Annotated in this window: 23 protein-coding genes; 18 read left to right on the forward strand and 5 right to left on the reverse strand. The window is 49.0% G+C overall.

What is annotated here, in order from left to right; translation table 11 throughout:
- Window positions 1-16: 16 nt before the first annotated feature.
- Window positions 17-886 (reverse strand): signal peptide peptidase SppA, encoded by an 870-nt coding sequence (gene sppA, locus WCY20_RS03865; protein WP_345977129.1) that lies wholly within the window; start codon window positions 884-886, stop codon window positions 17-19.
- Entirely contained in the window at window positions 886-2,109 is a 1,224-nt protein-coding gene (locus WCY20_RS03870; protein WP_345977130.1) for a metal-dependent hydrolase, read from the reverse strand. Before WCY20_RS03870 ends, sppA begins: the two co-directional genes overlap by 1 nt.
- A 149-nt stretch (window positions 2,110-2,258) precedes the next feature.
- Between WCY20_RS03870 and aroQ the strand changes: the two genes are divergently transcribed.
- The 7 genes from aroQ to WCY20_RS03905 all read left to right on the forward strand — a co-directional run bounded on the left by aroQ (window position 2,259) and on the right by WCY20_RS03905 (window position 8,772).
- On the forward strand, window positions 2,259-2,741 hold the full coding sequence (gene aroQ / locus WCY20_RS03875) for a type II 3-dehydroquinate dehydratase (RefSeq protein ID WP_345977131.1): 483 nt from the start codon (window positions 2,259-2,261) through the stop codon (window positions 2,739-2,741).
- Window positions 2,742-2,746: 5 nt separating this feature from the next.
- A complete protein-coding gene (gene folK / locus WCY20_RS03880) occupies window positions 2,747-3,238 on the forward strand; it encodes a 2-amino-4-hydroxy-6-hydroxymethyldihydropteridine diphosphokinase (protein ID WP_345977133.1) in 492 nt (163 codons plus the stop codon).
- Window positions 3,238-4,071, forward strand: coding sequence for a MinD/ParA family protein (locus tag WCY20_RS03885; protein WP_345977135.1), 834 nt, complete (start codon window positions 3,238-3,240; stop codon window positions 4,069-4,071). Before folK ends, WCY20_RS03885 begins: the two co-directional genes overlap by 1 nt.
- Before the next feature lie 158 nt (window positions 4,072-4,229).
- A complete protein-coding gene (mnmA, locus tag WCY20_RS03890) occupies window positions 4,230-5,273 on the forward strand; it encodes a tRNA 2-thiouridine(34) synthase MnmA (protein ID WP_345977137.1) in 1,044 nt (347 codons plus the stop codon).
- A 153-nt stretch (window positions 5,274-5,426) separates the two neighbouring features.
- Complete coding sequence (locus WCY20_RS03895; RefSeq protein ID WP_345977139.1) at window positions 5,427-6,353, forward strand: ribose-phosphate pyrophosphokinase; 927 nt, start codon at window positions 5,427-5,429, stop codon at window positions 6,351-6,353.
- Between the two features lie 41 nt (window positions 6,354-6,394).
- Window positions 6,395-8,185, forward strand: coding sequence for a translation elongation factor 4 (gene lepA, locus WCY20_RS03900; protein ID WP_345978214.1), 1,791 nt, complete (start codon window positions 6,395-6,397; stop codon window positions 8,183-8,185).
- A gap of 11 nt (window positions 8,186-8,196) precedes the next feature.
- Window positions 8,197-8,772, forward strand: a complete 576-nt coding sequence (locus WCY20_RS03905) for a phosphoribosyltransferase family protein (protein ID WP_345977140.1) — start codon at window positions 8,197-8,199, stop codon at window positions 8,770-8,772.
- A 3-nt stretch (window positions 8,773-8,775) separates the two neighbouring features.
- Here the strand turns inward: WCY20_RS03905 and mnmH are convergent, their stop codons facing one another.
- Window positions 8,776-9,873 (reverse strand): tRNA 2-selenouridine(34) synthase MnmH, encoded by a 1,098-nt coding sequence (gene mnmH / locus WCY20_RS03910; RefSeq protein WP_345977142.1) that lies wholly within the window; start codon window positions 9,871-9,873, stop codon window positions 8,776-8,778.
- 1 nt (window position 9,874) lies between these two features.
- Window positions 9,875-10,906 (reverse strand): selenide, water dikinase SelD, encoded by a 1,032-nt coding sequence (gene selD / locus WCY20_RS03915; RefSeq protein WP_345977144.1) that lies wholly within the window; start codon window positions 10,904-10,906, stop codon window positions 9,875-9,877.
- 120 nt (window positions 10,907-11,026) lie between these two features.
- Here selD and WCY20_RS03920 point away from each other — a divergent pair, with 120 nt between their 5' ends.
- The 7 genes from WCY20_RS03920 (at window position 11,027) to WCY20_RS03950 (ending at window position 17,787) form a co-directional block, all read left to right on the forward strand.
- Entirely contained in the window at window positions 11,027-11,494 is a 468-nt protein-coding gene (locus WCY20_RS03920) for a haloacid dehalogenase (RefSeq protein ID WP_345977145.1), read from the forward strand.
- Between the two features lie 248 nt (window positions 11,495-11,742).
- Window positions 11,743-13,131 (forward strand): hypothetical protein, encoded by a 1,389-nt coding sequence (locus WCY20_RS03925; protein WP_345977147.1) that lies wholly within the window; start codon window positions 11,743-11,745, stop codon window positions 13,129-13,131.
- Window positions 13,132-13,144: 13 nt separating this feature from the next.
- Entirely contained in the window at window positions 13,145-13,639 is a 495-nt protein-coding gene (locus WCY20_RS03930) for a DsrE family protein (RefSeq protein WP_345977149.1), read from the forward strand.
- A gap of 129 nt (window positions 13,640-13,768) precedes the next feature.
- Window positions 13,769-14,728 (forward strand): substrate-binding domain-containing protein, encoded by a 960-nt coding sequence (locus WCY20_RS03935; protein WP_345977151.1) that lies wholly within the window; start codon window positions 13,769-13,771, stop codon window positions 14,726-14,728.
- Between the two features lie 95 nt (window positions 14,729-14,823).
- Window positions 14,824-15,915 carry a cache domain-containing protein gene (locus WCY20_RS03940; RefSeq protein WP_345977153.1) on the forward strand — a complete coding sequence of 364 codons (1,092 nt, stop codon included), beginning with the start codon at window positions 14,824-14,826 and terminating at the stop codon, window positions 15,913-15,915.
- Window positions 15,912-16,574: a response regulator transcription factor gene (locus WCY20_RS03945; protein WP_345977156.1), complete on the forward strand. Its 663-nt coding sequence runs from the start codon at window positions 15,912-15,914 to the stop codon at window positions 16,572-16,574. The genes WCY20_RS03940 and WCY20_RS03945 overlap by 4 nt, the downstream gene beginning before the upstream one ends.
- Window positions 16,543-17,787: a HAMP domain-containing sensor histidine kinase gene (locus WCY20_RS03950; protein ID WP_345977158.1), complete on the forward strand. Its 1,245-nt coding sequence runs from the start codon at window positions 16,543-16,545 to the stop codon at window positions 17,785-17,787. Before WCY20_RS03945 ends, WCY20_RS03950 begins: the two co-directional genes overlap by 32 nt.
- A gap of 5 nt (window positions 17,788-17,792) precedes the next feature.
- Here WCY20_RS03950 and WCY20_RS03955 read toward each other — a convergent pair whose 3' ends face one another.
- Window positions 17,793-19,367 (reverse strand): SagB/ThcOx family dehydrogenase, encoded by a 1,575-nt coding sequence (locus WCY20_RS03955; protein ID WP_345977160.1) that lies wholly within the window; start codon window positions 19,365-19,367, stop codon window positions 17,793-17,795.
- Window positions 19,368-19,491: 124 nt separating this feature from the next.
- Here WCY20_RS03955 and WCY20_RS03960 point away from each other — a divergent pair, with 124 nt between their 5' ends.
- The 4 genes from WCY20_RS03960 (at window position 19,492) to WCY20_RS03975 (ending at window position 23,445) form a co-directional block, all read left to right on the forward strand.
- Window positions 19,492-19,956, forward strand: a complete 465-nt coding sequence (locus tag WCY20_RS03960) for a hypothetical protein (protein WP_345977161.1) — start codon at window positions 19,492-19,494, stop codon at window positions 19,954-19,956.
- Between the two features lie 230 nt (window positions 19,957-20,186).
- Window positions 20,187-20,741 carry a nucleotide exchange factor GrpE gene (gene grpE, locus WCY20_RS03965; protein WP_345977163.1) on the forward strand — a complete coding sequence of 185 codons (555 nt, stop codon included), beginning with the start codon at window positions 20,187-20,189 and terminating at the stop codon, window positions 20,739-20,741.
- A 64-nt stretch (window positions 20,742-20,805) separates the two neighbouring features.
- A complete protein-coding gene (dnaK, locus tag WCY20_RS03970; protein ID WP_345977165.1) occupies window positions 20,806-22,683 on the forward strand; it encodes a molecular chaperone DnaK in 1,878 nt (625 codons plus the stop codon).
- 138 nt (window positions 22,684-22,821) lie between these two features.
- Window positions 22,822-23,445 carry an ankyrin repeat domain-containing protein gene (locus WCY20_RS03975; RefSeq protein ID WP_345977167.1) on the forward strand — a complete coding sequence of 208 codons (624 nt, stop codon included), beginning with the start codon at window positions 22,822-22,824 and terminating at the stop codon, window positions 23,443-23,445.
- Window positions 23,446-23,561: the final 116 nt, after the last annotated feature.

Genomic DNA, 23,561 nt, shown 5'->3' on the forward strand with positions numbered 1-23,561 from the left:
TCTATACAGTGAAAGGTTAACGCAGCGAGACAGGGGGAAAATAGGTGTGCAGCATTAACGATGTTTCCGCTGCAAACTTTTTCATCATTTTTTCGAACTTGTCCTCTTTGTTCCAGAGCGGTTTCTTTACCTCGCTTAATATCTCCACCCGTTTTCTGGCATCATAGCCGACGCCGAGACTGTCGATAAGGCCGACCTCTTTTGCCTGCTGGGCGGTGAAGATGTGGGCATCGGCGAAGAGATCGGATCTTTGCTCATCAAGATTTCGGGCTGTCGCGACATCATGGACAAACATCTTGTAGGTACCCTGAATGACCTTGTCCAGCTCTTTTTTCTCTTCCGGACTCCACTCCCTGTCGGCCGTACCGACCTGTTTGTATTTACCCGCTTTGACAACCTGTGTCTTGATGCCGACCTTATCCATCAATTCGCTCAGATCGGCCCCTTGCATAATGACACCGATGGAACCCACCATCGATCCGGGGTTGGCGATGATCTCATCGGCCCAGATCGAGGCGTAATAGGAGCCGCTTGCGAGCACGCCTGCGGCATAGACCACGACAGGTTTCTTCTCTTTGAGACGTTTGATCGCCTGCATCACCTCGATCGACGGAGAGACGGCACCGCCGGGAGAGTCGACGGTGAAAAGCACCCCTTTGATCTGCGTGTCCTCACGCGCTTTGTCGAGCTCCTCAACGACTTCGGTCGTATCGAAGATCGGTCCCGTCAGTTTGATCTCCTGCAGGTTGTTGGGAATAAGCTTCTGATCGCCGGCCGGTGCGAAGAGAATAAAAAGCAGCAGCAGAAAGAGCATCGATTTGAAATATTTCTGGATAAATCCAAGTGTCGCCGTAATAGGCAAAAAGAGTTTTTTAAGGCCTTCCATCACTGTCCTTCTTTAACGGAGCTTCCGTTAATGTAGATTTGTTCAATATTATAGCCATGCAGCAGTAAATGCAGCGGCAACTGCTCATTAGGTGCAGACTCAAGGTCGATCACAAGCAGATCGGCCTCTTTGCCGACAGCGATCTCCCCGGTATTGAGCTGCAGCGCTCTGGCACTCTCTTTGGTCGCATTGATGATCAGTCTTTGTGCAAGACTTAAGAGGTCGGCACTCGAATGCATAAAGAGTGCGATCTTCATCTCCTCGATCAGGTCAAGTCCGTAGTTTGAGCTCAGCCCGTCTGTTCCGATGACCCACGGCACACCGATCTGGTCCAGTTTTTCAAGATCGATCGTGCCGTTGCCAAGAAGGCGGTTCGAGATGGGGCAGTGGATGACGGTATGACCGTCTTTACTGAGCTGCTTAAGCTCTTCATCATCTGCCTGCACCACATGGGTCATGAGTGTCGTTTTCTCCTTGAATAGGTCCAAAAACTCTTTTGACGTGTTGACGGCGTATTCCTGTTTGAGAAAATCTTTGAAGAAGGGTTGGAAATCACCGCTGTTACTCTCCAGCCACTCTTTTTCGGCAGGGCTCTCCATGTAGTGGGCGCTAGTCAGGAGGTTATGGTTTTTGGCATGTTCGAGCGCCCGTTTGATCAAAGCAGGGTGGACCGAGTAGGGGGAGTGGATGGCGATAGCAGGGATGAAGCCTTCTCTCTGCACCATTTGGGAGCTCTCCAGACGTGCGAGGAAGTCATCGTAGAGGGTATCCGCCATCGTTGCCTGTGAACCGATGACCTCATTGAAAAAGACCACCTTCTGTTTCGCATTGGCAGCGACCTCAAGGTCCATCGCATAGGAGCTGATCGCACCGAAGGTAGTGATGCCGTTGGCGAGCATATCGTCGCAGGCCTTTTTCATACAGCTCTCGTCACAGTTCTGGATGAGGTCGTCACGGTGTTCGATGACCGAGTAGAGCCATTCCAGGAAGGAGCCGTATTTGAGGGTATCTTTGTTGCCTGAGAACTCAAGATGAACATGGGGGTTGATCAGCCCCGGCATTACAAGGGCATGTTCCGGCACATCGATGACCTCGGCGTCGGGAAACTGGTCTAGTAACTCATCTAAAGGGGCGATTGCCCTGATGTGGGTATCGAAAGCAATGCATAGCCCACTAAGCTGTTCAGATGGGGAGAGGATGGTTTCTGGGGAGATAATTTTCATAATAATTCTTTTTCACCTGTTATTTGAAAAAGATTATATCGCTTTAGACGTTGAAGGTCGTTTAGAAATCAGGTGTGGTTTCAAGGTATTAAAATAAATCTTTACCTATAATGCACCCAGAAAATTATCATATAAAACAAAGGTATTCAATGAAAGTAGTTGTCATTCAAGGTCCAAATCTCAATATGTTAGGTGTTCGTGAACAGCAGATCTACGGACCGATGAAACTGGAGCAGATCCATGCACAGATGAAAGACTTTGCCGACAAAAACAACATGGAGATCGAATTTTTCCAGTCGAACCTTGAGGGCGAGATCGTCGACAAGATCCAGGAGTGCTACGGCGAGGCGCAGGGGATCATCATCAATGCGGCAGCCTATACGCACACCTCTATCGCGATCCGCGATGCGATCACTGCGGTTGCTATTCCAACGATCGAGGTCCATATCTCCAATATCCACCGCCGCGAAGAGTTCAGAAAAGAGAACATGATCGCACCGGTCTGTGCTTCATCTATTGTCGGTTTCGGTCCGTTCGGCTACCACCTGGCAATGCTGGGTATGAGCCAGATCATGCAAGAGGTTCAGGCTCTTCAGGCACAACAAGCAGCGGCACAGCAGCAACAAGCGTAACTGCCGTGGGGATCGTACGAGAACTTTCGCCTACACTCAGGCTCTTTATAGAGGAAGGTTTTCCTGCATCATACCAAGCTTCGTCGCACTACCGTCACCGTGCCGTCATCGGTATCGGCGGCAACGTCGGCGATGTCAAACGCCGTTTTCAGCACCTGCGCCACTATCTGAACCGTCAGAAAAATATCGAGATACTGCACACCGCACCGATTTTACAAAACCCTCCTTTCGGCTATACCGATCAGGACGATTTTCTAAACTCGGTCATCGAGGTGGCGACGTCGATGGGCCCGAAAGAGCTGCTGGACTTTCTGCTGCGCACAGAGAAGCGTTTCGGGCGTAAACGCAGCTTTCCCAATGCACCGCGCACCCTTGACCTTGACCTGATCTTTTTTGATGATGTCCGGATGAACACGCCTAAGCTGACATTGCCGCACCCGCACTGGCAGGAGCGCGAGAGCGTACTGATCCCTCTGTCACTGTTAGGAAGAGAGTGATGCATAAAAGCAACCGTGCCAAAAAGACCCGCTTCATCGCTGTGACCAGCGGCAAGGGCGGTGTCGGCAAAAGTACCATCAGCTCAAACCTCGCCTATATCCTTGCCTCAGCAGGCGTCAAGGTTGGTATCTTTGATGCCGATATCGGTCTGGCCAACCTCGATGTGATGCTTAATGTCTCCGTCAAAAAAAATATTCTGCACCTCTTGAAAGGCGAAGCGCGGCTGGAAGACATATTGATACGGGTGATGGAGAATCTTGTCTTGATCCCCGGAGAGAGCGGCGAAGAGATACTGAACTACTCCGATTCGGCGATCTTTGCGCAGTTCATGAAAGAGGCTGAAGTGCTGAATGATCTCGATGTGCTTATCATCGATACGGGTGCCGGTATCAGCAAAAACACGCAGCTTTTTTTGCAGGCGGCGGACGACGTTATCATTGTCACAGTGCCCGATCCGGCGGCGATCACGGATGCCTATGCGACGGTAAAAGTAGCGGCGCGAGAGCGAAACGACATGTGGATGCTCCTTAATCAGGTTGCCAATGAACAGGAGGCGCTCTCGATCTTTGAACGTATACAGCGCGTCGCACTTGCCAATATCAGAGACGATCTGGATCTGCAGTTTTTAGGCAAGATCAATGCCGATCAAAAGGTCTCTAACGCTGTTAAACGGCGCGCCCTTTTTGCCCAGACTTATCCGGCAAGCATCCCCAGCAGTGACATTCGTGCCATCGCCAGAGAGTTGGTCAAAAAACTGGAACGACAGGTCTATGTCAAGCCGAAAGAGAGCGGTCTGGCCGGCCTTATGAAACGGCTCAAAGAACAGTTCTGATCTGGTAGTGTCAAGAAGATTCTTCCAAAAATCGGCCTCTTTTTGCGGTTGATTTTCTTTACCCAAAAACGGTATACCTAATCTAAATGGTAAAGATAGTCTCTTGCTTAGTCTCTTTTTGTTATGATTTCACAACGAAAATTTAAGAGACTCATTTTATGGGGTCGAGAGTAGACATTATGGCAAAGAAGAAAGTATTGATCGGTATGAGCGGGGGCGTCGATTCGACGGTCTCGGCACTGCTGTTGAAAGAAGAGGGTTACGAGGTCGAAGGGGTCTATATGAAACTCCATTCGAAACCGGGGTATCACGAGATCCATCAGGCCCGTGCGCAGAAAGCGGCGGACTTTGTCGGTATCAAACTCCATGTCCTCGATCTTCAGGAGACGTTCAAAGAGAAGGTCGTTACCCCTTTCATTGAGACGTACAAAGCGGGAAAGACCCCGAACCCCTGTGCACTGTGCAACCGCAACCTCAAGTTCGGCGAGATGTTGAAGTTCGCCGATGAGATCGGTGCCGACTACCTGGCAACGGGCCACTACATCCAGCATGACGGCACCTATCTTCTGCAGGCCGAAGACGACACGAAAGACCAGTCCTATTTTCTCTTCTACATCGACAAAGCGATCGTGCCGCGTCTTCTGTTCCCCCTAGGGTCACGCCATAAAAAAGATGTCAAAGCGTTTGCGGCGGGCATCAAGGGGCTGGAGTCGTTCGCTTCGCAGGCGGAGTCGAGCGAGATCTGTTTTGTCGAGACCACCTACACCGACGTCCTGAAAGACTATGTCAAGGTCGATCAGCCCGGCGAGGTACTTGACGCTGAAGGCAATGTGATCGGAGAGCACAAAGGGTACATGCACTACACTATCGGCAAGCGCAAGGGCTTTACGGTCAAAGGGGCACATGACCCGCACTTTGTTACGAAGATTATTCCGGAGAAGAACCAGATCGTCGTGGGACTTAAAGAAGAGCTCGAATGTTATGAGGTCGAGATCAAAGACGTCAATATGTTCGACGACCGCACGAGTTTCGATACGACGGTGAAACTGCGTTACCGCACCCACGCCGTGCCGTGCCACGTCGAGATCGAAGGAAACCGCGGCAGGATAACGCTCAAAGAGCCGGTTCTGGGTGTCGCTTCGGGGCAGGCTGCGGTCTTTTACGACGGAAACAAGCTCGTAGGCGGCGGCTGGATCGTTTAACAGATTGTGTCGATAACACAGATACCTGACTTTTTGAAATCAGAGTCAGTATCGACCTGTCTGGTGCCTTCCAGATGCTATTTCATTTTCTTTACTCTCTCCTCAGGCTCATACGATATAATTTCATTATTATTTTGTACCATAAGGTGACCCATGCGCGGATATAAGATTTTTGCAGGTAGTTCTTCCATTGACTTTGCTCAAGAGGTGTGTAAGAGCCTTGATGTTCCTTTAGCCAAGGCGGATGTAAAACGTTTTTCAGACGGTGAGATCTCTGTACAGATCGCAGAAAGTGTCCGCGGACGCGACGTTTTCATTGTCCAGTCTACGGGTGCCCCGTCGAATGACAACCTGATGGAACTGCTGATCATGACCGATGCACTTCGCCGTTCGTCGGCCAGTTCGATCACCGCAGTGGTCCCATACTACGGTTATGCTCGCCAGGATCGTAAAGCGGCACCTCGTGTACCGATTACGGCGAAACTTGTCGCAGACCTTTACGAGACGGCCGGGATCGATCGCGTCGTGACGATCGACCTTCATGCCGGTCAGATCCAGGGTTTTTTCAATATTCCGGTTGACAACCTTTACGGTTCGATCATCTTCAAAGAGTATGTACAGTCCAAGAACCTTCCGAACCCTATTATCGCTTCGCCGGATATCGGTGGTGTAGCCCGTGCCCGTTATTTTGCCCAACAGCTCGGTCTCGAGATGGTCATCGTCGACAAGCGCCGTGAAAAGGCAAACGAGTCTGAAGTCATGAACATTATCGGTAATGTCGAAGGCAAGGATGTTATCATCGTCGATGACATGGTTGATACAGCCGGTACTATGGTCAAAGCCGCCGCGGCGCTTAAGGCCCAAGGGGCGACGTCGGTCATGGCGATTGCGACGCACGGTGTCCTCAGCGGCAAGGCGTATAGCAATCTCGACAGCGACTCTCTGGATGAACTCTGTATCTCAAACACCTTGGTGACAAAACCTCATGATACTATCACGGTTCTTTCCGTCGCGCCTCTGTTCGCCGAGGTGATTCGCCGTGTTTACCACAATGAGAGTGTCAACTCACTCTTCGCATAAATCTCAAACGGTGAAAGCCGTTTCTTCGGAAACATATGAAAATAGAACACATTAGAAACTTTTCCATTATCGCCCATATTGACCATGGTAAATCGACATTGGCCGACCGTATTATCCAGGAATGCGGTGCGGTGAGTGAACGTGAGCTGACCTCCCAGATGATGGACACGATGGATATCGAGCAAGAGCGCGGTATTACGATCAAAGCTCAGTCGGTGCGTCTGGATTATGTCAAAGACGGCAAACACTACAACCTGAATCTTATCGACACTCCGGGCCATGTCGACTTCTCTTATGAGGTGAGCAAGTCACTGGCTTCGTCGGACGGTGCACTGCTTATCGTCGATGCGGCTCAGGGCGTCGAAGCGCAGACGATTGCAAACGTTTATTTGGCGCTCGACAATAACCTGGAATTGCTGCCGGTTATCAACAAGATCGATCTTCCGGCAGCCGAACCCGAACGTGTTGCCGAAGAGATAGAAACCAGTATCGGCATCGATGCGACGGATGCGCTGATGGTCTCGGCAAAATCGGGGCTCGGTATCCGTGAGTTGATCGATGCGATCGTTGAGCGTATCCCGGCACCTGAAGGTGACCCTGATGCGCCGACAAAGGCGATCATCTACGATTCGTGGTTCGACCCCTATCTGGGTGCACTGGCTCTTGTACGGGTCTTTGACGGCGAGATCTCCAAAAACCAGAACGTGCTGTTGATGAGCAACAAAGAGCAGCACCAGGTCCTTGACCTGATGTACCCGCACCCACTTAAACGCCAAAAGACACAGGCGATCAAAACGGGTGAGATCGGTATTGTTGTCCTGGGCCTTAAAGATGTGGGCTCCGTCAATGTCGGTGACACTATTACCGATGCGAAGAACCCGACAGCTGAACCGGTAGGCAATTATGAGCCGGCAAAACCCTTTGTCTTCGCCGGGCTCTACCCGATCGATACAGACAAGTTTGAGGACCTGCGAGACGCTCTTGACAAGCTAAAGCTCAACGACTCCTCTTTGAGCTATGAGCCGGAGACCTCAGTCGCACTCGGTTTCGGCTTTCGTGTCGGATTCCTTGGCATGCTGCATATGGAGGTCATCAAAGAGCGTCTTGAGCGCGAGTTCAACCTTGACCTTATCGCTACGGCCCCTTCGGTCGTCTATAATGTCTATCTGACCAGCGGCGAGCTGGTTGAGGTGCAGAACCCGTCGGAGCTTCCGGAATCGAACCTTATTGACCATATCGACGAGCCTTATGTCAAGGCAACGGTTATTACGCCTAGCGAATACCTGGGCAACGTCATGAACCTGCTTGTCTCAAAACGCGGTATGCAGGAGAAGATGGATTATCTTAACGAAGAGCGTGTTCTCCTTGAGTACTCTATCCCGATGAACGAGATCGTTGTTGATTTCTACGACCAGCTCAAGTCTATCTCCAAAGGGTACGCCTCTTTTGACTATGAACCGATCGGTTTCCGCCAGGGCGACCTGGTCAAGCTCGACGTACGTGTCGCCGGCGATGTGGTCGATGCCCTGTCGGTCATCGTCCCGCGGACAGCAGCGGAACATCGCGGCCGTGCTCTGGTGAAGAACATGAAAGAGATCGTACCGCGCCAGCTTTTCGAGGTGGCGATCCAGGCCTCTCTGGGCAACAAGGTAATCGCCCGCGAGACGGTCAAGTCGATGGGTAAAAATGTTACTGCCAAATGTTACGGCGGGGATATTACCCGTAAACGCAAGCTTCTGGAGAAACAGAAAGCGGGTAAGAAGCGGATGAAGTCCATCGGCAAGGTCAACCTGCCGCAGGAAGCCTTCATGTCCGTACTGAAGATGGACTAAAGTACAAGACTATGAAGTGCCTGCTCTGCTCTTCATGGTCTCCCACCCATATCTGCAAAGCCTGCCAGGCAGAAAACCTCCAACCCGCATTCTATAAACGCAAGATACGCGGCAATATCAATGTCTACTCTTTCTATAAATACAGGGAGATCGAGAAACTGCTCCACACCAAACATACCGATCTCGGTTTCTACATCTATACGCTTTTTGCAAAGATCGCTTTTAAACGCTTCAGTGACAACTTCAGCTTTGACGGAAGTGTCACTTCGCTAGGCGTCGACGAACATGTCAAGCACGGGTATTCGCATACGGCAATCCTGAACAGGGCCTTGACGTCGGAACAGATTTATCCCCGTTTCAACAAGCTGATCGCGACTAGCAAAGAGACCTACTCGGGCAAGAGCTTTCAGTTTCGGCTGCTGCATCCACGCCGGTTCGAGGTTAAGCCCTTTCAGGAGAAGTATGTGATACTGGTCGATGATATCGTGACGACGGGGATGACCCTGACCCAGGCGGTTGAGGCACTAGAGAGAGAGGGTAAAGAGGTACTCTTCTGCCTGACCCTGGCAGATGCGGAAAAGCGGTAACCTCTAGCTCTTTTTGCCTTGTTTGACAAAGTCAAGTACGGCTTCGGCGTTGCCGCGGAAGAGCACTGGAAGAGGGCTTTTGCTGATCTGGTAGTCATACATCGGGTCGTAGTAGTCGCGCAGCAGTATTTCGATCCACGCTTTATGCGCTTCGGTGTCGCCGTTCGCCTGCTGGCGTTTAAAGGCATTGGCAAGTAGCGATTTGAGAGACAGGTAGCGTTCGCTGCCGAGCCGTTTTCGGATACGGTCCAGCCCGCCGTCCATCGTATCAAACCACTGTTTGCTACCGTTTTCGCCGAAGCGGCTGCCGTATTCGAGCAGGGCAGCGGTGACATACTCGTCGAAGGTGATCTGGACGCGCTCTTCCAGAGGAGTCTCCAGGATGATGAGAGAGCCTTTCTGGAAGTTGTCAAAGACCGGTTTCGGGATATAGACCCTGCCGATATTGTGGCTTTCGTGTTCGATAACGAGCTGACGGTGTCCGGCGGCTTCGTAGCGGATCAGCGCAAAAGCGAGACGGTCCTCGAAATCGATCTGCGAAGGCTGCGGGGTACTGAAACGGCCGAAGGAGGAGCCTCTGTGGTTTGCGATACCTTCAAGGTCGATGGCATTTTCGAGTTGGTGAATCAGTAGGGTCTTGCCCGAACCGGTCCGTCCGCCGATGATGACGGGCGCTGTTTCGGAACTGATACGCAGCGATTCGTTCATCAAAAAGTTACGGAAGGCTTTGTAACCCCCTTTGAGGCGGGGTATGGTGATGCCTGCTTCGGCCAGCCACGCCTGCGATATCTTGGAACGCTGGCCGCCGCGGAAGCAGTAGAGGTAGGCGTCGGGATGCTGCTGCACAAAGCTCTGCCACGCCTCTACCCGCTGCGCTTTTACCTCTCCCTGAATGAGCTTGTGCCCCAGCTTTACAGCTTCGCTGTTGCCTGCTTCTTTGTAACGGATACCGATCAGACGGCGCTCCTCGTCATTGAGCAGGGGGAGGTTCGTTGATGTCGGAAAAGAGCCTTTTTCAAACTCGACAGGGGCGCGGACATCGATAAGCGGCCGTGCCTGCAGGACAATAGAACGAAAATCATCCGTCAGAGGCAGTGGCACCTTAGATTACCTCGACGCTGTATTGGCCGCGGTTGACGGTACGCCCGATAGAACGCAGTTCCAGCCCGGCCGATGCCGTGATACGTAAAAAATCATCCAGCGCATCTTTGCGTACCGCGCAGAGAAGTCCGCCGGATGTCTGGGCATCGCAGAGGATGTCCTGCTGCTCAGACGTCATCGGACCGATCTTGTGCCCGTAGCTTTCGAAGTTGCGGCGGGTTCCGCCCGGGACACATTCCATCGCAAGGTATTTTTTGACATTGTCCAAGACGGGAACATCATCGAAACGGACGATTGCACTGATGTTGCTGCCGTCGCAGATCTCTGTAAGGTGGCCGAGCAGTCCGAACCCGGTCACATCCGTCAGCGCGGTGACCCCTTCGAGCCGGGCGATTTCGGCACCGATCTTGTTGAGCGTGCACATGGCGTCGATAGCCACCTGAATGTCGCCTTCCGAGATCTTACCCTGTTTCTGCGCAGTGGTCAGGATACCGATACCCAGAGGTTTGGTCAGGAAAAGTGCGCACTCTACCTCTGCCGTGTCGTTGCGTTTGATGTTTTTGTTCTCGGCAAGACCGGTGACGGCAAGACCGAAGATAGGCTCCGGGGAGTCAATGCTGTGGCCGCCGGCCAGGGGGATACCGGCCTCTTCACAGACCGCGCGGCCGCCGTCGATCACCTGCTGGGCGACATCGGCGTCAAGCGTGTTGATGGGCCAGCCGAAGATGGAGATGGCCATCAGCGGCTTGCCGCCCATCGCATAGATGTCGCTGATGGCATTGGTCGCCGCGATGCGCCCGAAAGTGAAGGGGTCATCCACAATAGGCATAAAAAAATCGGTGGTGCTCAGTACCGAGGTGCCGTTGCCGAGGTCGAAGGCGGCCGCGTCATCATTGGTGGCGTTGCCGACGAGAAGCTGCGGGTACTCGATGGTCTCTCGCGTACTCTCCAAAATCGTTTTGAGCAGTTTCGGCGAGATCTTGCAGCCGCAGCCCGCACCGTGGCTGTATTGTGTCAGTTTTATTGCTTCCATGGGTGTCTTTCGCGTAATAAATTCATATGTTTGAGTAGCCATATAATAGTCCCGTTTCGCTAAGAGGGCACTTTAATGGTATGATTTTTAAAATACTCCGGAGCGCTGAAGATGAAAGAAATGAATATTACTATCCCGCATTACAAGAGGCTTGTACTACGCCATGTCGTGTTGGACTATAACGGTACACTGGCAGAAGACGGTGAACTCAAAGAAGAGGCAAGAGTACTGCTTGCGCCCCTGGTCGAACGCTACAGTGTGCACGTCATCACTTCGGACACTTTCGGCAGTGTCAAGACGCAACTTGAAGGGTTCGATGTAACGGTCAAGGTATTGACAAGTGATGACCATATCGCTGAAAAGGCGGCGTATATTGATGCTCTTGGACGTCTCCATTGCGCTGCCGTCGGCAACGGGAACAATGATGCAAAGATGTTGAAAGAGGCGCTGCTCGGTATCGCCCTGATAGGTGATGAAGGATGCAGTACCCAGACCCTGTTAAGCAGTGATGTCGTCTGCACAAATATCAAAGACGCTTTGGGGCTGCTGCTTAACGACAAACGCCTTATTGCGACACTGCGAATGTAAGAGTATACTTCAAGCTCTCGGTCCCAGTATTCGGGACATAACATCATCAAGATGGCAGCTGAAACCTGCCGCCCCGAGGTAAAAAGCCTCTTCCTCTTCTCATAGAACCCATCAGGTTTTCGATGGGTCTTCTTGATTCTTTCGGTATTGTCGAGTCCTTTATATAGAGCGAAATGCAATCGAAAAAGCTTTTACACTTCCTTTTCATTCTTATTCTACACTGCCCCCATCTTTTATAAGGAAAACATATGAAAATAGGTTTAAAAACAAGGTTTCTCGGTTGGGCCCTGCTTGCATCTTGTTCCCAGATGAATGCAGCCGACTGGCTTATGCTTCAGGGTGCACAACCCGAAGTAGTGGCACCGAAAGGCGTTATCGTACCTTACCGCAGTAAAGTACCGAAATTGTGGGGGTTTGTACAGATAAACTACAAGAAAGACTTTGGTGATGTTGTCGTTAATGGCGGGGGCGTAAATCAAACACCATTTTCACTGTTAAACCCGGACTTGGAAGATCAGTCCGGATTTAACGTCTTCCGTGCGAGGATAGCCCTGCGCGGTATGGCGGATAATGAGAATCTTGTGGACTACTTTGTCATGACAGAGTTTGGGAATAATGGTATCAACAACCTGGCAGGGCACAGAAACGTAGCGACGTACTTTAGTGACGCTTCGGTTACTTTAAAGCATGTTCCCGGAGCAAAACTGCGTGTGGGTATGTTTAAAACGCCTGGTAGTGAAGAGGGTTTACAGGCTGTTTTCGTATCTCCGTATATTGAGTTTACGACGATGTCAAACCAGCAGTTGCTTGAAAGAAAAGTAACTAATGTTGGTGCAGCGCAAAAAAATGGCGCAGCGGGCGGAGCAGCGACGGTACACTATACCAGTACAAGCATTGACGAACCGATAGGTGCCTATAGAGATACCGGGGCACAGATCTTTGACACCTTTAATATTGCAAAGAGCTGGACCTTGTCTTATGCTTATATGTACGGTAACGGAAACGGCATTTCCATGAAGGCTTCTGATAAGCAGAGAACACATTACGGCTACCTTGCTCTGGAAGACAATTTCGGTCCGGCCAGAGGTTATTACACCGAATCGATGAAATTCTTTATCTGGGGTCAGGACGGCAAACGTACTCTTCTTTCAACGGATCCAACAACACTCGTGACGACTGAAGTGAACGCAAACAGAAAGCGTTACGGTCTTGGTATGACCTATTACAATTCCGGTCTTCGATTTGAAGCAGAATATATGAGAGCCGAAGGGATGATCTTTACCGGCGCGAAAGATAAAGACAGTGACCCATTGAAAGAAGACTGGCAGTTCCAGTTTGCGGTCGGCGATGAAAACAAGGCAGACGGCGGTTATGTGAACCTTCAGTATGAGATTATGCCTAAAAAGCTGGAAGTCTTCGGACGTTATGATTTTTCAAATCGTCTGACAAATGACAGCAAGGCCGAAAGAGATTTTAAAACGGCCACACTCGGCTGTTCTTACAGGTTTAAAGGCGCAACGCGTATTGACTTGAACTACATGTTCCGTGATGCCAAAGCCCCCGGCAACGCCAACGCGCAGAAAGTTCTTGACAATATGGGTAACCGGGTAGCAGTCCAAGTCACTGCTGCTTTCTAGGAAAGGAAAAACAATGAAAATGCTAAAAACAGTAATCACACTAATGGTCATGATGGCGGCTTCGCTGCCGCTTTTTGCAGAGGATGAAGAGACGATAAAAGTCGTTTACCAATGCGATTTTCCCGATGTAAAACGCGTCCATTTGATGTTGAACACGCTCAATAACGCTGTAAAGTACTATCAGGACAATTTTATCGATTACGAAATCAATATCGTGACGCTCGGCCCCTGTCTGCAGTACATGATGAAAGATTTCGAAGAGACCGGTTTCAGAGAGATGCCCTATCTCACCCACGGCGGACCGGCAGAGAACGGAACGACCGGACGGTTCAAAAGTCTAAAAATGACGGGCGGGGACAATATTAAATTTTTTGCGTGCAAAAACACGATGAACAAGAAAAATGTCAAACCGCAGCAGCTGTTGGACATCGTTAAAACGACACCGGCCGGTATTATAAAAGCAATCGAGCTTCAGCGACAAGGATATTCCTATATTAAGATCCAGTAATCTCAATATTACCCGAGACAGAGAAAAAGTGGTTTCACGATTTTGGATCATGGAACCAAAGTATTACGACTCCTAAAAATGTGTCTGTTTACTTGGAGGAGTGATACATTAAAACATTAAAGGCAAAAAATGTATATTAAAAAACTGCTGCTGACTGCTACGTTAACAGGTGTATTTTCACTCTCTCCTGTCTGTTTTGCGAAAGATGCAGGACATGGACATGATTATAGAACATTTCATAGTAATGGAAAAATCGAGTATGGGCAGATTTATGATTCTTACACTTCGGATCTGGTGGTATATTTAGCCGGAAATCAATTTATGGTTATAGAAGAGTTGATCAAAAATTTTCAAAAGAAAAACCCCGATATAAAAACTGTTTATGTTGAAACGATACCACCGGGCAAGATTTTAAAAGAACAGATTTTAAAGCAAGGCATGGTTTACGGTCAAAAGACCAATCAAAATCCAGATATTTACGGCAGTGTAAACTTAGGGCATCTTAAAAAACTTAAAGAAGTAGATAAGATGAACACCTACATGACGTATACGCATAATCAGCTTGAGTTAATGGTTGCCCAAGGTAATCCTAAACATATTACAGGACCGGCGGATCTTGCAAGGGATGATCTGGTCAAATCTCTGCCAAATCCTTTAACAGAAGGTATTTTTAAATTTTATGGTTCACAGATGTTAAAAGATCTGGGTATCTATGAAAAAGTTACCGATGGAAAAAAATGTAAATCTTGTTGGGCAGTTAAAGATAAGACATGGTTTACAGAGCGTCACCACAGAGAGACACCTTTTCTTATAGAAAACAATGAAGCGGATGTCGGGATTGTATGGACAACAGAAGTCAACGCTGCAGAAGCCGCTCATCGTGCACTTGAAGGTGTGAAAATCCCGGCTCCATACAATATGGCGAACGAGGTCTCTTATGTGATCGGAGAACTTACAACTGCGAAAAATCACGTAAATGCCCACCGTTACCTGAAATTTTTAAAAACGCCGGAAGCGCAAAAGATCTATGCCGGTTACGGATTCGTTCAGGCTGATAATAAAGAGCTTGAACTGAAGCTTGTTCCTTAACGGCTGTGATTCATAACAGGAGAGGTGCATCATATGTTTGATTCAAATTATTCAGTTATAGTATCAGAATTTATTATTTTACTGTATGGAAAATTATGAAACTCTATCAAAAATATCTTGCTTTGATGTTGCTGCTGCTGCTCATAGCGATCGTCTACTTCTACATCCAAAATAAACATGAGTTTGTAAACAGGGTGGATGTCGTTCTTATAAATCTGCTCGACAAACAGATCGAAGAAGAGAAAGCCAAAGCCTTTGCTTTCGCTTTTGCACTTTCGCAAAACGAGACACTGCAGACAGCAATACAAAACAGCGATGGAGCGAAAGGCTACGAGATCTTAAAACGGTATATGAGCACCTTGGAAACATTCAGCGGCTCCAAGGTCCGTACCCAGATCATCTCGAAAGATTTTGTCATCTTTGCAAGAAGCTGGGACAACCGTGATGCCGGATTGCCCATAAAAGAGTACCGTCCGGATCTTGAAGAGATGGTCCGTACGCTTGAACCCCACCTCTCTTTTGAAGCGGCAAGACGACTGGTACTGATCGCCTCTATCCCCATTGTCAAAGAGGGTGCGTTTATCGGTTTTGTCGAGGTGATACAGAAATTCGATGCGATAGAGGACTATTTTGCCAATTACGACGTTGACCTTCTGGTCCTGCTTGATGCAAAATATGAGGCTCAGGCGGTACTGCTCGACAAAAATCCCCGTATAGGCGATACGATCGTGGCCAATGAGGGGGCGAACATACACCATATCGCCTATATGCAAAAAACGGGTGTAGGGGATCTGTTGACGCAGGGGATATTGGAAGGGGAGAACCACTTCTATTTTTCCAAAGCGATCTTAAACAGTGAAGGGCAGAATATCGGATCGTTTATTTTGATACTCTCTAAAAAAAAGCTCAGCCTTTTCAGTGCTTTTGAAGAGGAACTGGATACTTTCTTCACCTATGCCCGAAAAGATCTCTACTACTCTATCATCAATCGCGACCCCTCTATCAACAGCTATCATGATTTTACGGATAAAGAGCTCCTTCTGCTGAAAAAATGTGTGCACGGAGAGGACAGGGTTGCGCTTGAAGAGAAGCTGAGAAAGCAGCTTGAAAATTACACGCAGGATGAACTCATCTCCCTTTTACTGGATGTGAATTCAAACAAAAAATCTAGAGGAGAGATAAAATGAGAATTCTTCTGCTGGAAGACGAACTGATCTTAAAAGAGAGCATCGAAGAGTTTCTGACCTCCAAGAAGTACATCGTGGACGGATTTGAAAACAGTGATGACGCTTTTGACGCCATCTTCTCTACCGAGTATGACCTCTTGCTGCTCGATGTCAATGTCCCCGGTGAATGGAACGGTTTTTCCCTGCGAAAAGAGTTGGCTAGGGAAGGCAAGTCGATACCTACTATTTTTGTGACCTCGATGTCCAGTGCGGATGCGATGCTTCAAGGGTATGCCAACGGCTGCTGCGATTACATTAAAAAGCCATTTGACCTGATAGAGCTTCTGCTCAGGGTACAGCATGCCCTTAAATCGAACTGTTTCAAAACAAAAGAGAACTTCATCGAACTTCCGCAGGGGTACAGTTACAATGTAACGACATATGAACTCAGCTGTCAATCAAAGCGGATACCGCTTAGCAAGAGGGAAGGGGAGCTTCTCAACCTTTTTCTTATCCACCGTAATCAGGTCGTCAGCTTTGAGATGCTGTATGAACAGATATGGGAGAACAATGTAGATTCTGCCAATGCACGTGTGCAGGTCAACAACCTGAGAAGAAAACTGCCGAAAAATATGATTAAAAACATCTATGGTCTGGGGTATCGTCTTGATTGTCGATGAGCAGAAGTTTGTAAGACGCTACAGTCTGATCTATACGTTTATCATCTCTTTCATCCTTTTGGCCCCTCTGTCTATCTATGTCAATCACAAGATCAACGTGCAGGAGATCAAGACGGAAGTCGAGCTAAAGTCTATTCAGGCCCATACGATCAGTGCAATGGACGCATTCGGCAACAACCCGGACAAGGTCTTCGAATTTCCGAGGTTTGCCGCCTACGAGTCGGGGCTGTATGCCAAAAATTTTTCGGCCATCTATTCACAGATCAAAGAACCGTTGCCCTCTTTTATGCCGGGCTATCACAGCCAGGGCGGCAGCCGTTTCCTGATCACGGTCCTCCCCTCCGAGAAGTACTTTTTTGCCGACTATATTATTACCAAAACAGCGATATCGTATACTTCGGTTTTTCTTGAAACAAGTCTTATCGCCTTCGGCATCATTACCCTGATCCTGCTTCTCTCTTTCTACTTTCTGAACAGTTTTTCCCTGCCGTTCAAGCGGGTAAATGAAAAACTCGATGACTTCATCAAAGAGTCCATGCATGAGATCAATACGCCGCTGAGCATCATCAATGTAAATGTGGACCTTTTTGACAGCATATACGGAAAGAACAAATACTTTAACCGTATCAAGTCGGCTACAAAATCATTGGCGACGATCTATAATGATATGGATTACCTGATCAAAGAGAACCGTGTGGATTACAGAGATGAGATAATAGGGCTGGAAGAGTTCGTCCGGGAGCGGGTGGAGTACTTTGAGCTTATCTGCCAGCTTAAAAACATAAGACTCTCGCTGTCTGCCGATACAAGGACAGAGATGGTTTTCAACCCTACCAAGCTGCAACGCATCATAGATAATACACTCTCCAATGCCATTAAGTTTTCGCATAAAAACAGCAGCATTGAGGTTGCAATAGAAGAGGCTGGTGATGGCGGGGTGGCGCTCTCTGTCACGGATCACGGGCAGGGCATCAAAAACCCTGAAAAGATAACGGGACGCTACTACCGTGAAGATGAGTATAAGAACGGATTCGGTATCGGTATGAGCATCGTAAAATCCATTATCGACGAGGCGGATATCACGCTTGAGATAAGATCTGCACCGTCGCAGGGCAGTACCTTCACCTATACCATCAACTCCTCACTGATCCATACAGGCACTCCTCTTCAACAATCAGTAAAAACCGAGGCAGAAGCGTACGCTTTGGCATAGCAATTTTACGAACCCCGGTTCGGATAGGGTTCTCTTGTGCTCATTCTCGTATCGATGATCGCACGCCCGATGGTGAAGTGGTACATCGTCTGGAAAGTGTCGTCTTCGAGCCCAAGCATACGGTGCATCACATCGTCCAGGTAACAGCCGATACCGGTGGCGTTCAGACCTAGGGCTGTCGCTTCGAGGTAGAGCTGCTGGCCGATCTCGCCGCACTCCCAGTAGAGCTCTTTGTACTCATGCGCGCCGTAGGTTTCTATCGGTTCATGAAACTGGGTGATCATGCCCAGGGAGAAGGCACTGTCGGCTGCGATATCCTGCGAACAGGAGATGAATCTGGCCTGCGAACGGAAGTCGCCTTTTTCCAAAAGATAGAGATTCGGCGCTTTTTCATCCCAGGGAAAGTCTTTTCGCGTCAGCCGTTTGAGGGCGCTTTTGTGCTCGCTGTTGCGGATGTAGAAGTAGAGACCGCTCTCCAGTGTCTCCACATCATGTACAAAGAGGGCGAAGTGGGCACGGCTGCGATAGCTGTCGACCGGTGCTGTGACGCTATGGAGCAGCTGCATAAACTGTTCAAGTGTTATATGGGTGAGACCAAAATCCATCGCCTGGGCGCTGCGGCGTTTCAGAATCACCTCTTTGATGCTTCTCCTGTTTTCCATGCGTTTTACGGCAGGTGTTGCAATAGAGAGCTTCGGCATCGTTGCCATGTCGACCCGGCTTGCTTTAACAGCGAGATCGACAGCCTCCCAGGGGTGATGCGAAGGGCTCAGCAGGTTTGCCTTTCCATGAAACTGCACGGGAAGGTCACGAAGCAGTTGCGACAGATCGTGACCGCTGTCGGCTGTTTCGCCGATGTGCAGCAGCGTCTGTCCTATTTCGGGTTCGCTTGCGTGGTAACGCTCTTTCTGATCGAGACCGGTCAGTCTCTCGAGATCGGCGAGCGGAAGGTTCCCGATCTTTGAGCTTTGCAGTCCCAGCGCCCTTGCACTCACTTTGAGTGCTTTTGTTGCGTGACCGAGATCAAGATTGACATAGCGGAAGCAGCGTTCGCCGTACTTCCACATCTCCCGCCAGGTGACGGAGCTGAGTGCGACGAAGAAGCCGTGCTCTTTCTCTTCTCTCCAGTAGGCGGTATCGAACTCGGCCAGAACTTCCAGGGCATGCTCTTTGACGGCGTAGTGGGCGATGACGCTTTTCTCCGAGATCCCTTGGACCGGCGGCAGGATGAGTGTGGCTTCGGTGGGCTGGAGGTTGCCGCTGGAGGCGTTGCAGCGCAGCGCCCAGCACTCGGGCCCCATGCATTTCCATGCCGCGATGCCGAGGGAGAACTGCAGAAGCTGCGACAGGGATTCAAGCGAGAGCGGGGCGGAGGGGAGGTGTGCATCGCCCATAATAGCGTTATAGCTCATTGTCGCGTTTTCAAAGGCGAGTGGCAGCTCTACCGATCGTGAACCTTCATAACGACGGAATGGGTCGGGTTGCGTTGCCCAGTCCATATAGCCCAGAGAGGCGGCGTAACGGTTGGGATGATGTTTGGTGCGCTGGTGATAGTCGAAGATAGTCTCTGTTGTGTTCATATGGTAATGTCGCCTATGTATGGGCCGTTTCAGCTCCCGGGATTGATCATATAGGGGCATTATAGGTCCCCTTGTGTAAAATAGCACTTCATAAGAAAACCAATTTTATCTCTTAAGGAAAACAATGCGTTTTATCCTGCTCGTTTTATTACCGCTTTCTCTCTTTGCCCAGATCCTGGCTGTAGGCGACAGAATCGCCCCGCGTACTTTGGAAGATCAGTTTTCGAAGAAACATCGGGTCGGCAATGAGAAGGTATGGGTTTTGACCTGGGACAAGAGCACCACGCGCATCGCTAACGACTATTTTGAAAAAGACCCTTCGCTGCTGCAGAACAAAGAGGTTGCCATGATCGCTGATTTTTCAACAATACCGTCAGGGATACTTTCGCTTTTTGTCATGCCGCGTATGCAGGCCTATACCCGCCACAGCATGCTGTTGAGTTTTGATGAAAAATTCAATGCCTCCCTGCCGTACAAAGAGGGATGTTTGACGATCCTCTATCTCGAACACGGTCGGATTATGAAAATCGAATATGTCGACAATGAACAAGAACTTGCCTCTACTCTTCAAACCCTGTTCAGAGAGTAGAGAGGGTAAAACCACTCAAAATTCAGCGTATCCACAAACTTCTTTTGCACTAAAATCCTGCACATTTTTTTACGATCTTACTTAGAAATCCCAAAAAACACGGGCTTTTTCAGATATGAGTCTGTTGGACTAAAGTCAATTGAGCATGATTGTGTGATGCAGTACTTGACAGTAAATGACTCATCTGTTATAATTTGCTCAGATTTCAAGAAAGGAGTTACTTATACATTATGTCTGAAGAAAAGAAAAACGAAGAGACACAATCAATAGAAGAGGAACTCGAAGAGCAGCTCGAAGCGAAAGAGGAATCTGAAGTTGAAGAGGTCGAAGACGAACTTGAGACATTGAAAAACGAGGTGGCGGCGCTGCAGGATAAATATGCGCGCGTGCATGCCGACTTTGACAATATCAAGAAGCGTTTAGAGCGTGAAAAGTATCAGGCGCTTGAATACGCCCAGGAGAAGTTCGCCAAAGATCTTATCCCGGTCGTCGATGCACTTGGCATGGCGATCGAAGCCTCAAAAAGCGAAGCCAACGCTGAAGAACTTCTGGCAAAGATGACCGAAGGTGTGGAACTGACAATGAAACAATTTTTATCGACACTTGAAAAACACGGTGTAGTTCAAGTGCCGGACGATGCACCTTTCGATCCGAATGTCCATCACGCGGTACAACAGGTAGACAGTGATGAACATGAGAGTGGTCAGATCGTCAGTACTTTCCAGAAGGGGTACAAGTATAAAGAGCGTACTCTGCGTGACGCAATGGTGGTTATCGCGAACTGATTCGCAATAACGCAAAAGAAGAGTGGTTTAACCATTCAAACTAAAACTAGCAAAAGGATATACAATGGCAAAAGTAATTGGAATTGACTTAGGAACAACAAACTCGGCAGTAGCAGTCTACGAAGGTGGCGAGGCGAAGATCATCCCGAATAAAGAGGGTAAGAACACGACGCCATCCGTCGTCGCTTTCACGGACAAAGGCGAGGTTCTTGTAGGTGATCCTGCAAAACGCCAGGCGATCACAAACCCGGACAAGACGATCTATTCGGTAAAACGTATTATGGGTCTGATGATGAACGAAGAGAAAGCCAAAGAGGCGCATGACAAAGTCACCTATAAAATCGTCGATAAAAACGGTATGGCAGCGGTCGATGTCGCCGGTAAGGTCTATACGCCACAGGAGATCTCTGCAAAGATCCTCACAAAGCTGAAAGAAGATGCAGAAGCCTACCTCGGTCAGCCGGTTACGGATGCTGTTATTACGGTTCCAGCTTACTTTAACGATGCACAGCGTAAAGCGACGAAAGAGGCGGGAACGATCGCCGGTCTTAATGTCCTTCGTATCATCAATGAGCCGACAGCTTCGGCACTGGCATACGGTCTTGACAGCAAAGCGGAAGAGAATGTTCTCGTTTATGACCTTGGTGGCGGTACGTTTGACGTTACGACACTTGAGATCTCTGACGGTACTTTCGAAGTCCTTTCAACAGACGGTAATGCCTTCCTGGGCGGGGATGACTTCGATAACAAGATCGTTGATTTCCTGGCATCTGAATTCAAATCGGATCACGGTATCGACCTTAAAGCGGACAAAATGGCTCTTCAGCGTTTGAAGGATGCGGCTGAAACAGCGAAAAAAGAGCTTTCTTCGGCTTCTGAGACAGAGATCAACCTGCCGTTCATCACGGCGGATGCGACCGGTCCTAAGCACCTTGTCGTTAAACTGACACGTGCTAAGTTCGAAGGGATGATCGCAAAACTGATCGATGAGACGATCAGCCATATCAATACGGCGCTCAAAGATGCCGATCTTGATAAAAATGAGATCAATGAGGTGATCATGGTCGGTGGTTCGATCCGTGTTCCGCTTGCACAAGAGAAAGTCTCTGCCGAGTTCGGCGGAAAAGAGCTTAACAAGTCGGTTAACCCGGATGAGGTTGTGGCTCTTGGTGCCGCGATCCAGGGCGGGGTACTGACAGGTGATGTCAAAGATGTCCTTCTTCTGGACGTTACACCGCTTAGCCTTGGTATCGAGACACTTGGCGGTGTCGCAACCAAGATTATCGAAAAAGGGACAACAATCCCGGTCAAAAAATCGCAGGTCTTCTCAACAGCGGAAGATAACCAGCCGGCGGTTTCTATCAGCGTTGTTCAAGGTGAACGCGAGTTTGCCAGAGACAACAAGTCACTCGGTATGTTTGAATTGGGAGATATTCCTGCAGCGCCACGCGGTGTGCCACAGATCGAGGTGACATTTGATATCGATGCGAATGGTATCTTGACAGTAAGCTCAACGGACAAAGGCACAGGTAAATCGCAATCGATCACGATTTCAGGCTCTTCAGGTCTAAGCGAAGAGGAGATCAACCAAATGGTGCAGGATGCCGAGAAACACAAAGCGGAAGATGAAAAACGTAAAGCGATCGTCGATCTGCGCAATCAGGCAGATGCCCTTGTCGCACAGACAGAAAAAACACTTGCGGAAGCAGGTGAGAGTGTCGATGCTGCGGAAAAAGAGAAGATCGAAGCGGCTATCGAGGATCTGAAAGCGACATTGAAAGATGAATCTGCAACAAAAGAGCAGATCGAAGAGAAGGTCAAAACATTGACAGAAGTAAGCCACAAGCTTGCAGAACAGATGTATAAAAAAGATGAGAACGCGCAAGCGTCTGAATCGGCTAAAAAAGCTGATGATGATGTGATCGACGCAGAGATCGACTAAACTTCTTTGAAAACAGCCTTGTGCTGTTTTCCCCTCACACCTTCTTTATAACTTCAAAAAAAACCAGATCTATCAGCACCCGTTTCAGCTAAAGTCGTTAGAATGGCATAACAAAATCTAATGCTAGGCTAATACAACATGAAACATATACTGTCTGCTTATCTGATCGCACTTTCTGCACTTCATGCCGCACCGATCCATGATGCCGCAACAAACGGTGATCTCAACGCGTTACAAAAAGAGATCGATGCCGGTGTGGCGATTGATCTGCCAAATGAAAAATACAAGCAGACCCCTCTGATCCTCGCTGTTTACAATGAACATTTCAAAACAGTAGAACTCCTTTTAAACAGAGGTGCGATGAGCAATGTCGAGATGATAAACGGCCAGAGCGCACTGTTCATTGCAGCCTATATGGGTAATAACAAGATGATCATGAGCCTTTTGCAGCATGGCGCCGTCATTAATACCGAAGACAATGAGGGCAACACCCCTTTACATAAAGCTGCTGAAGGTGGAAGTGCCGTTGCCGTCCGTCTGTTGATAGAGTACGGCGCAAAGGTCGATGCGGTCAATAAACACAGGGCAACGCCGCTTCATATAGCGGCAAAATATAACAATGAAGATGCGGTCTGGGCTTTGATAAAGGGCGGTGCGAGTAACCGTTATATCAATGATGAAGAGATGAGCGCTTCCGATCTCGCTGATGAAGAAGACAACGGCCGTATCGTGAAGATCATTGAGAAGTATGCCAAAAACTAGTCATCAAGTCTGACAATGAGGGAGGGTAACTGCAGTTGGCCTATTCCAAAATTGAGACACACGGCTTAAAAACTCTTCGCTATAATTATATAAATCTATAAGCGTATTGGAACTGA

The organism is Sulfurimonas sp. HSL3-7, from assembly GCF_039645985.1.
GTDB classification, from domain to species: domain Bacteria; phylum Campylobacterota; class Campylobacteria; order Campylobacterales; family Sulfurimonadaceae; genus Sulfonitrofixus; species Sulfonitrofixus jiaomeiensis.

Excerpts from the sequence above, each read along its gene's own strand:
- WCY20_RS03885 (WP_345977135.1), top strand. The coding sequence starts at position 3,238 with ATGCATAAAAGCAACCGTGCCAAAAAGACCCGCTTCATCGCTGTGACC.
- dnaK (WP_345977165.1), top strand. The coding sequence starts at position 20,806 with ATGGCAAAAGTAATTGGAATTGACTTAGGAACAACAAACTCGGCAGTA.
- WCY20_RS03975 (WP_345977167.1), top strand. The coding sequence starts at position 22,822 with ATGAAACATATACTGTCTGCTTATCTGATCGCACTTTCTGCACTTCAT.
- WCY20_RS03935 (WP_345977151.1), top strand. The coding sequence starts at position 13,769 with ATGTATATTAAAAAACTGCTGCTGACTGCTACGTTAACAGGTGTATTT.
- WCY20_RS03895 (WP_345977139.1), top strand. The coding sequence starts at position 5,427 with ATGCGCGGATATAAGATTTTTGCAGGTAGTTCTTCCATTGACTTTGCT.
- WCY20_RS03940 (WP_345977153.1), top strand. The coding sequence starts at position 14,824 with ATGAAACTCTATCAAAAATATCTTGCTTTGATGTTGCTGCTGCTGCTC.
- WCY20_RS03930 (WP_345977149.1), top strand. The coding sequence starts at position 13,145 with ATGAAAATGCTAAAAACAGTAATCACACTAATGGTCATGATGGCGGCT.
- WCY20_RS03925 (WP_345977147.1), top strand. The coding sequence starts at position 11,743 with ATGAAAATAGGTTTAAAAACAAGGTTTCTCGGTTGGGCCCTGCTTGCA.
- WCY20_RS03960 (WP_345977161.1), top strand. The coding sequence starts at position 19,492 with ATGCGTTTTATCCTGCTCGTTTTATTACCGCTTTCTCTCTTTGCCCAG.
- WCY20_RS03905 (WP_345977140.1), top strand. The coding sequence starts at position 8,197 with ATGAAGTGCCTGCTCTGCTCTTCATGGTCTCCCACCCATATCTGCAAA.
- sppA (WP_345977129.1), bottom strand. The coding sequence starts at position 886 with ATGGAAGGCCTTAAAAAACTCTTTTTGCCTATTACGGCGACACTTGGA.
- aroQ (WP_345977131.1), top strand. The coding sequence starts at position 2,259 with ATGAAAGTAGTTGTCATTCAAGGTCCAAATCTCAATATGTTAGGTGTT.
- selD (WP_345977144.1), bottom strand. The coding sequence starts at position 10,906 with ATGGAAGCAATAAAACTGACACAATACAGCCACGGTGCGGGCTGCGGC.
- WCY20_RS03920 (WP_345977145.1), top strand. The coding sequence starts at position 11,027 with ATGAATATTACTATCCCGCATTACAAGAGGCTTGTACTACGCCATGTC.
- WCY20_RS03870 (WP_345977130.1), bottom strand. The coding sequence starts at position 2,109 with ATGAAAATTATCTCCCCAGAAACCATCCTCTCCCCATCTGAACAGCTT.
- WCY20_RS03950 (WP_345977158.1), top strand. The coding sequence starts at position 16,543 with ATGGTCTGGGGTATCGTCTTGATTGTCGATGAGCAGAAGTTTGTAAGA.
- WCY20_RS03945 (WP_345977156.1), top strand. The coding sequence starts at position 15,912 with ATGAGAATTCTTCTGCTGGAAGACGAACTGATCTTAAAAGAGAGCATC.
- mnmA (WP_345977137.1), top strand. The coding sequence starts at position 4,230 with ATGGGGTCGAGAGTAGACATTATGGCAAAGAAGAAAGTATTGATCGGT.
- grpE (WP_345977163.1), top strand. The coding sequence starts at position 20,187 with ATGTCTGAAGAAAAGAAAAACGAAGAGACACAATCAATAGAAGAGGAA.
- WCY20_RS03955 (WP_345977160.1), bottom strand. The coding sequence starts at position 19,367 with ATGAACACAACAGAGACTATCTTCGACTATCACCAGCGCACCAAACAT.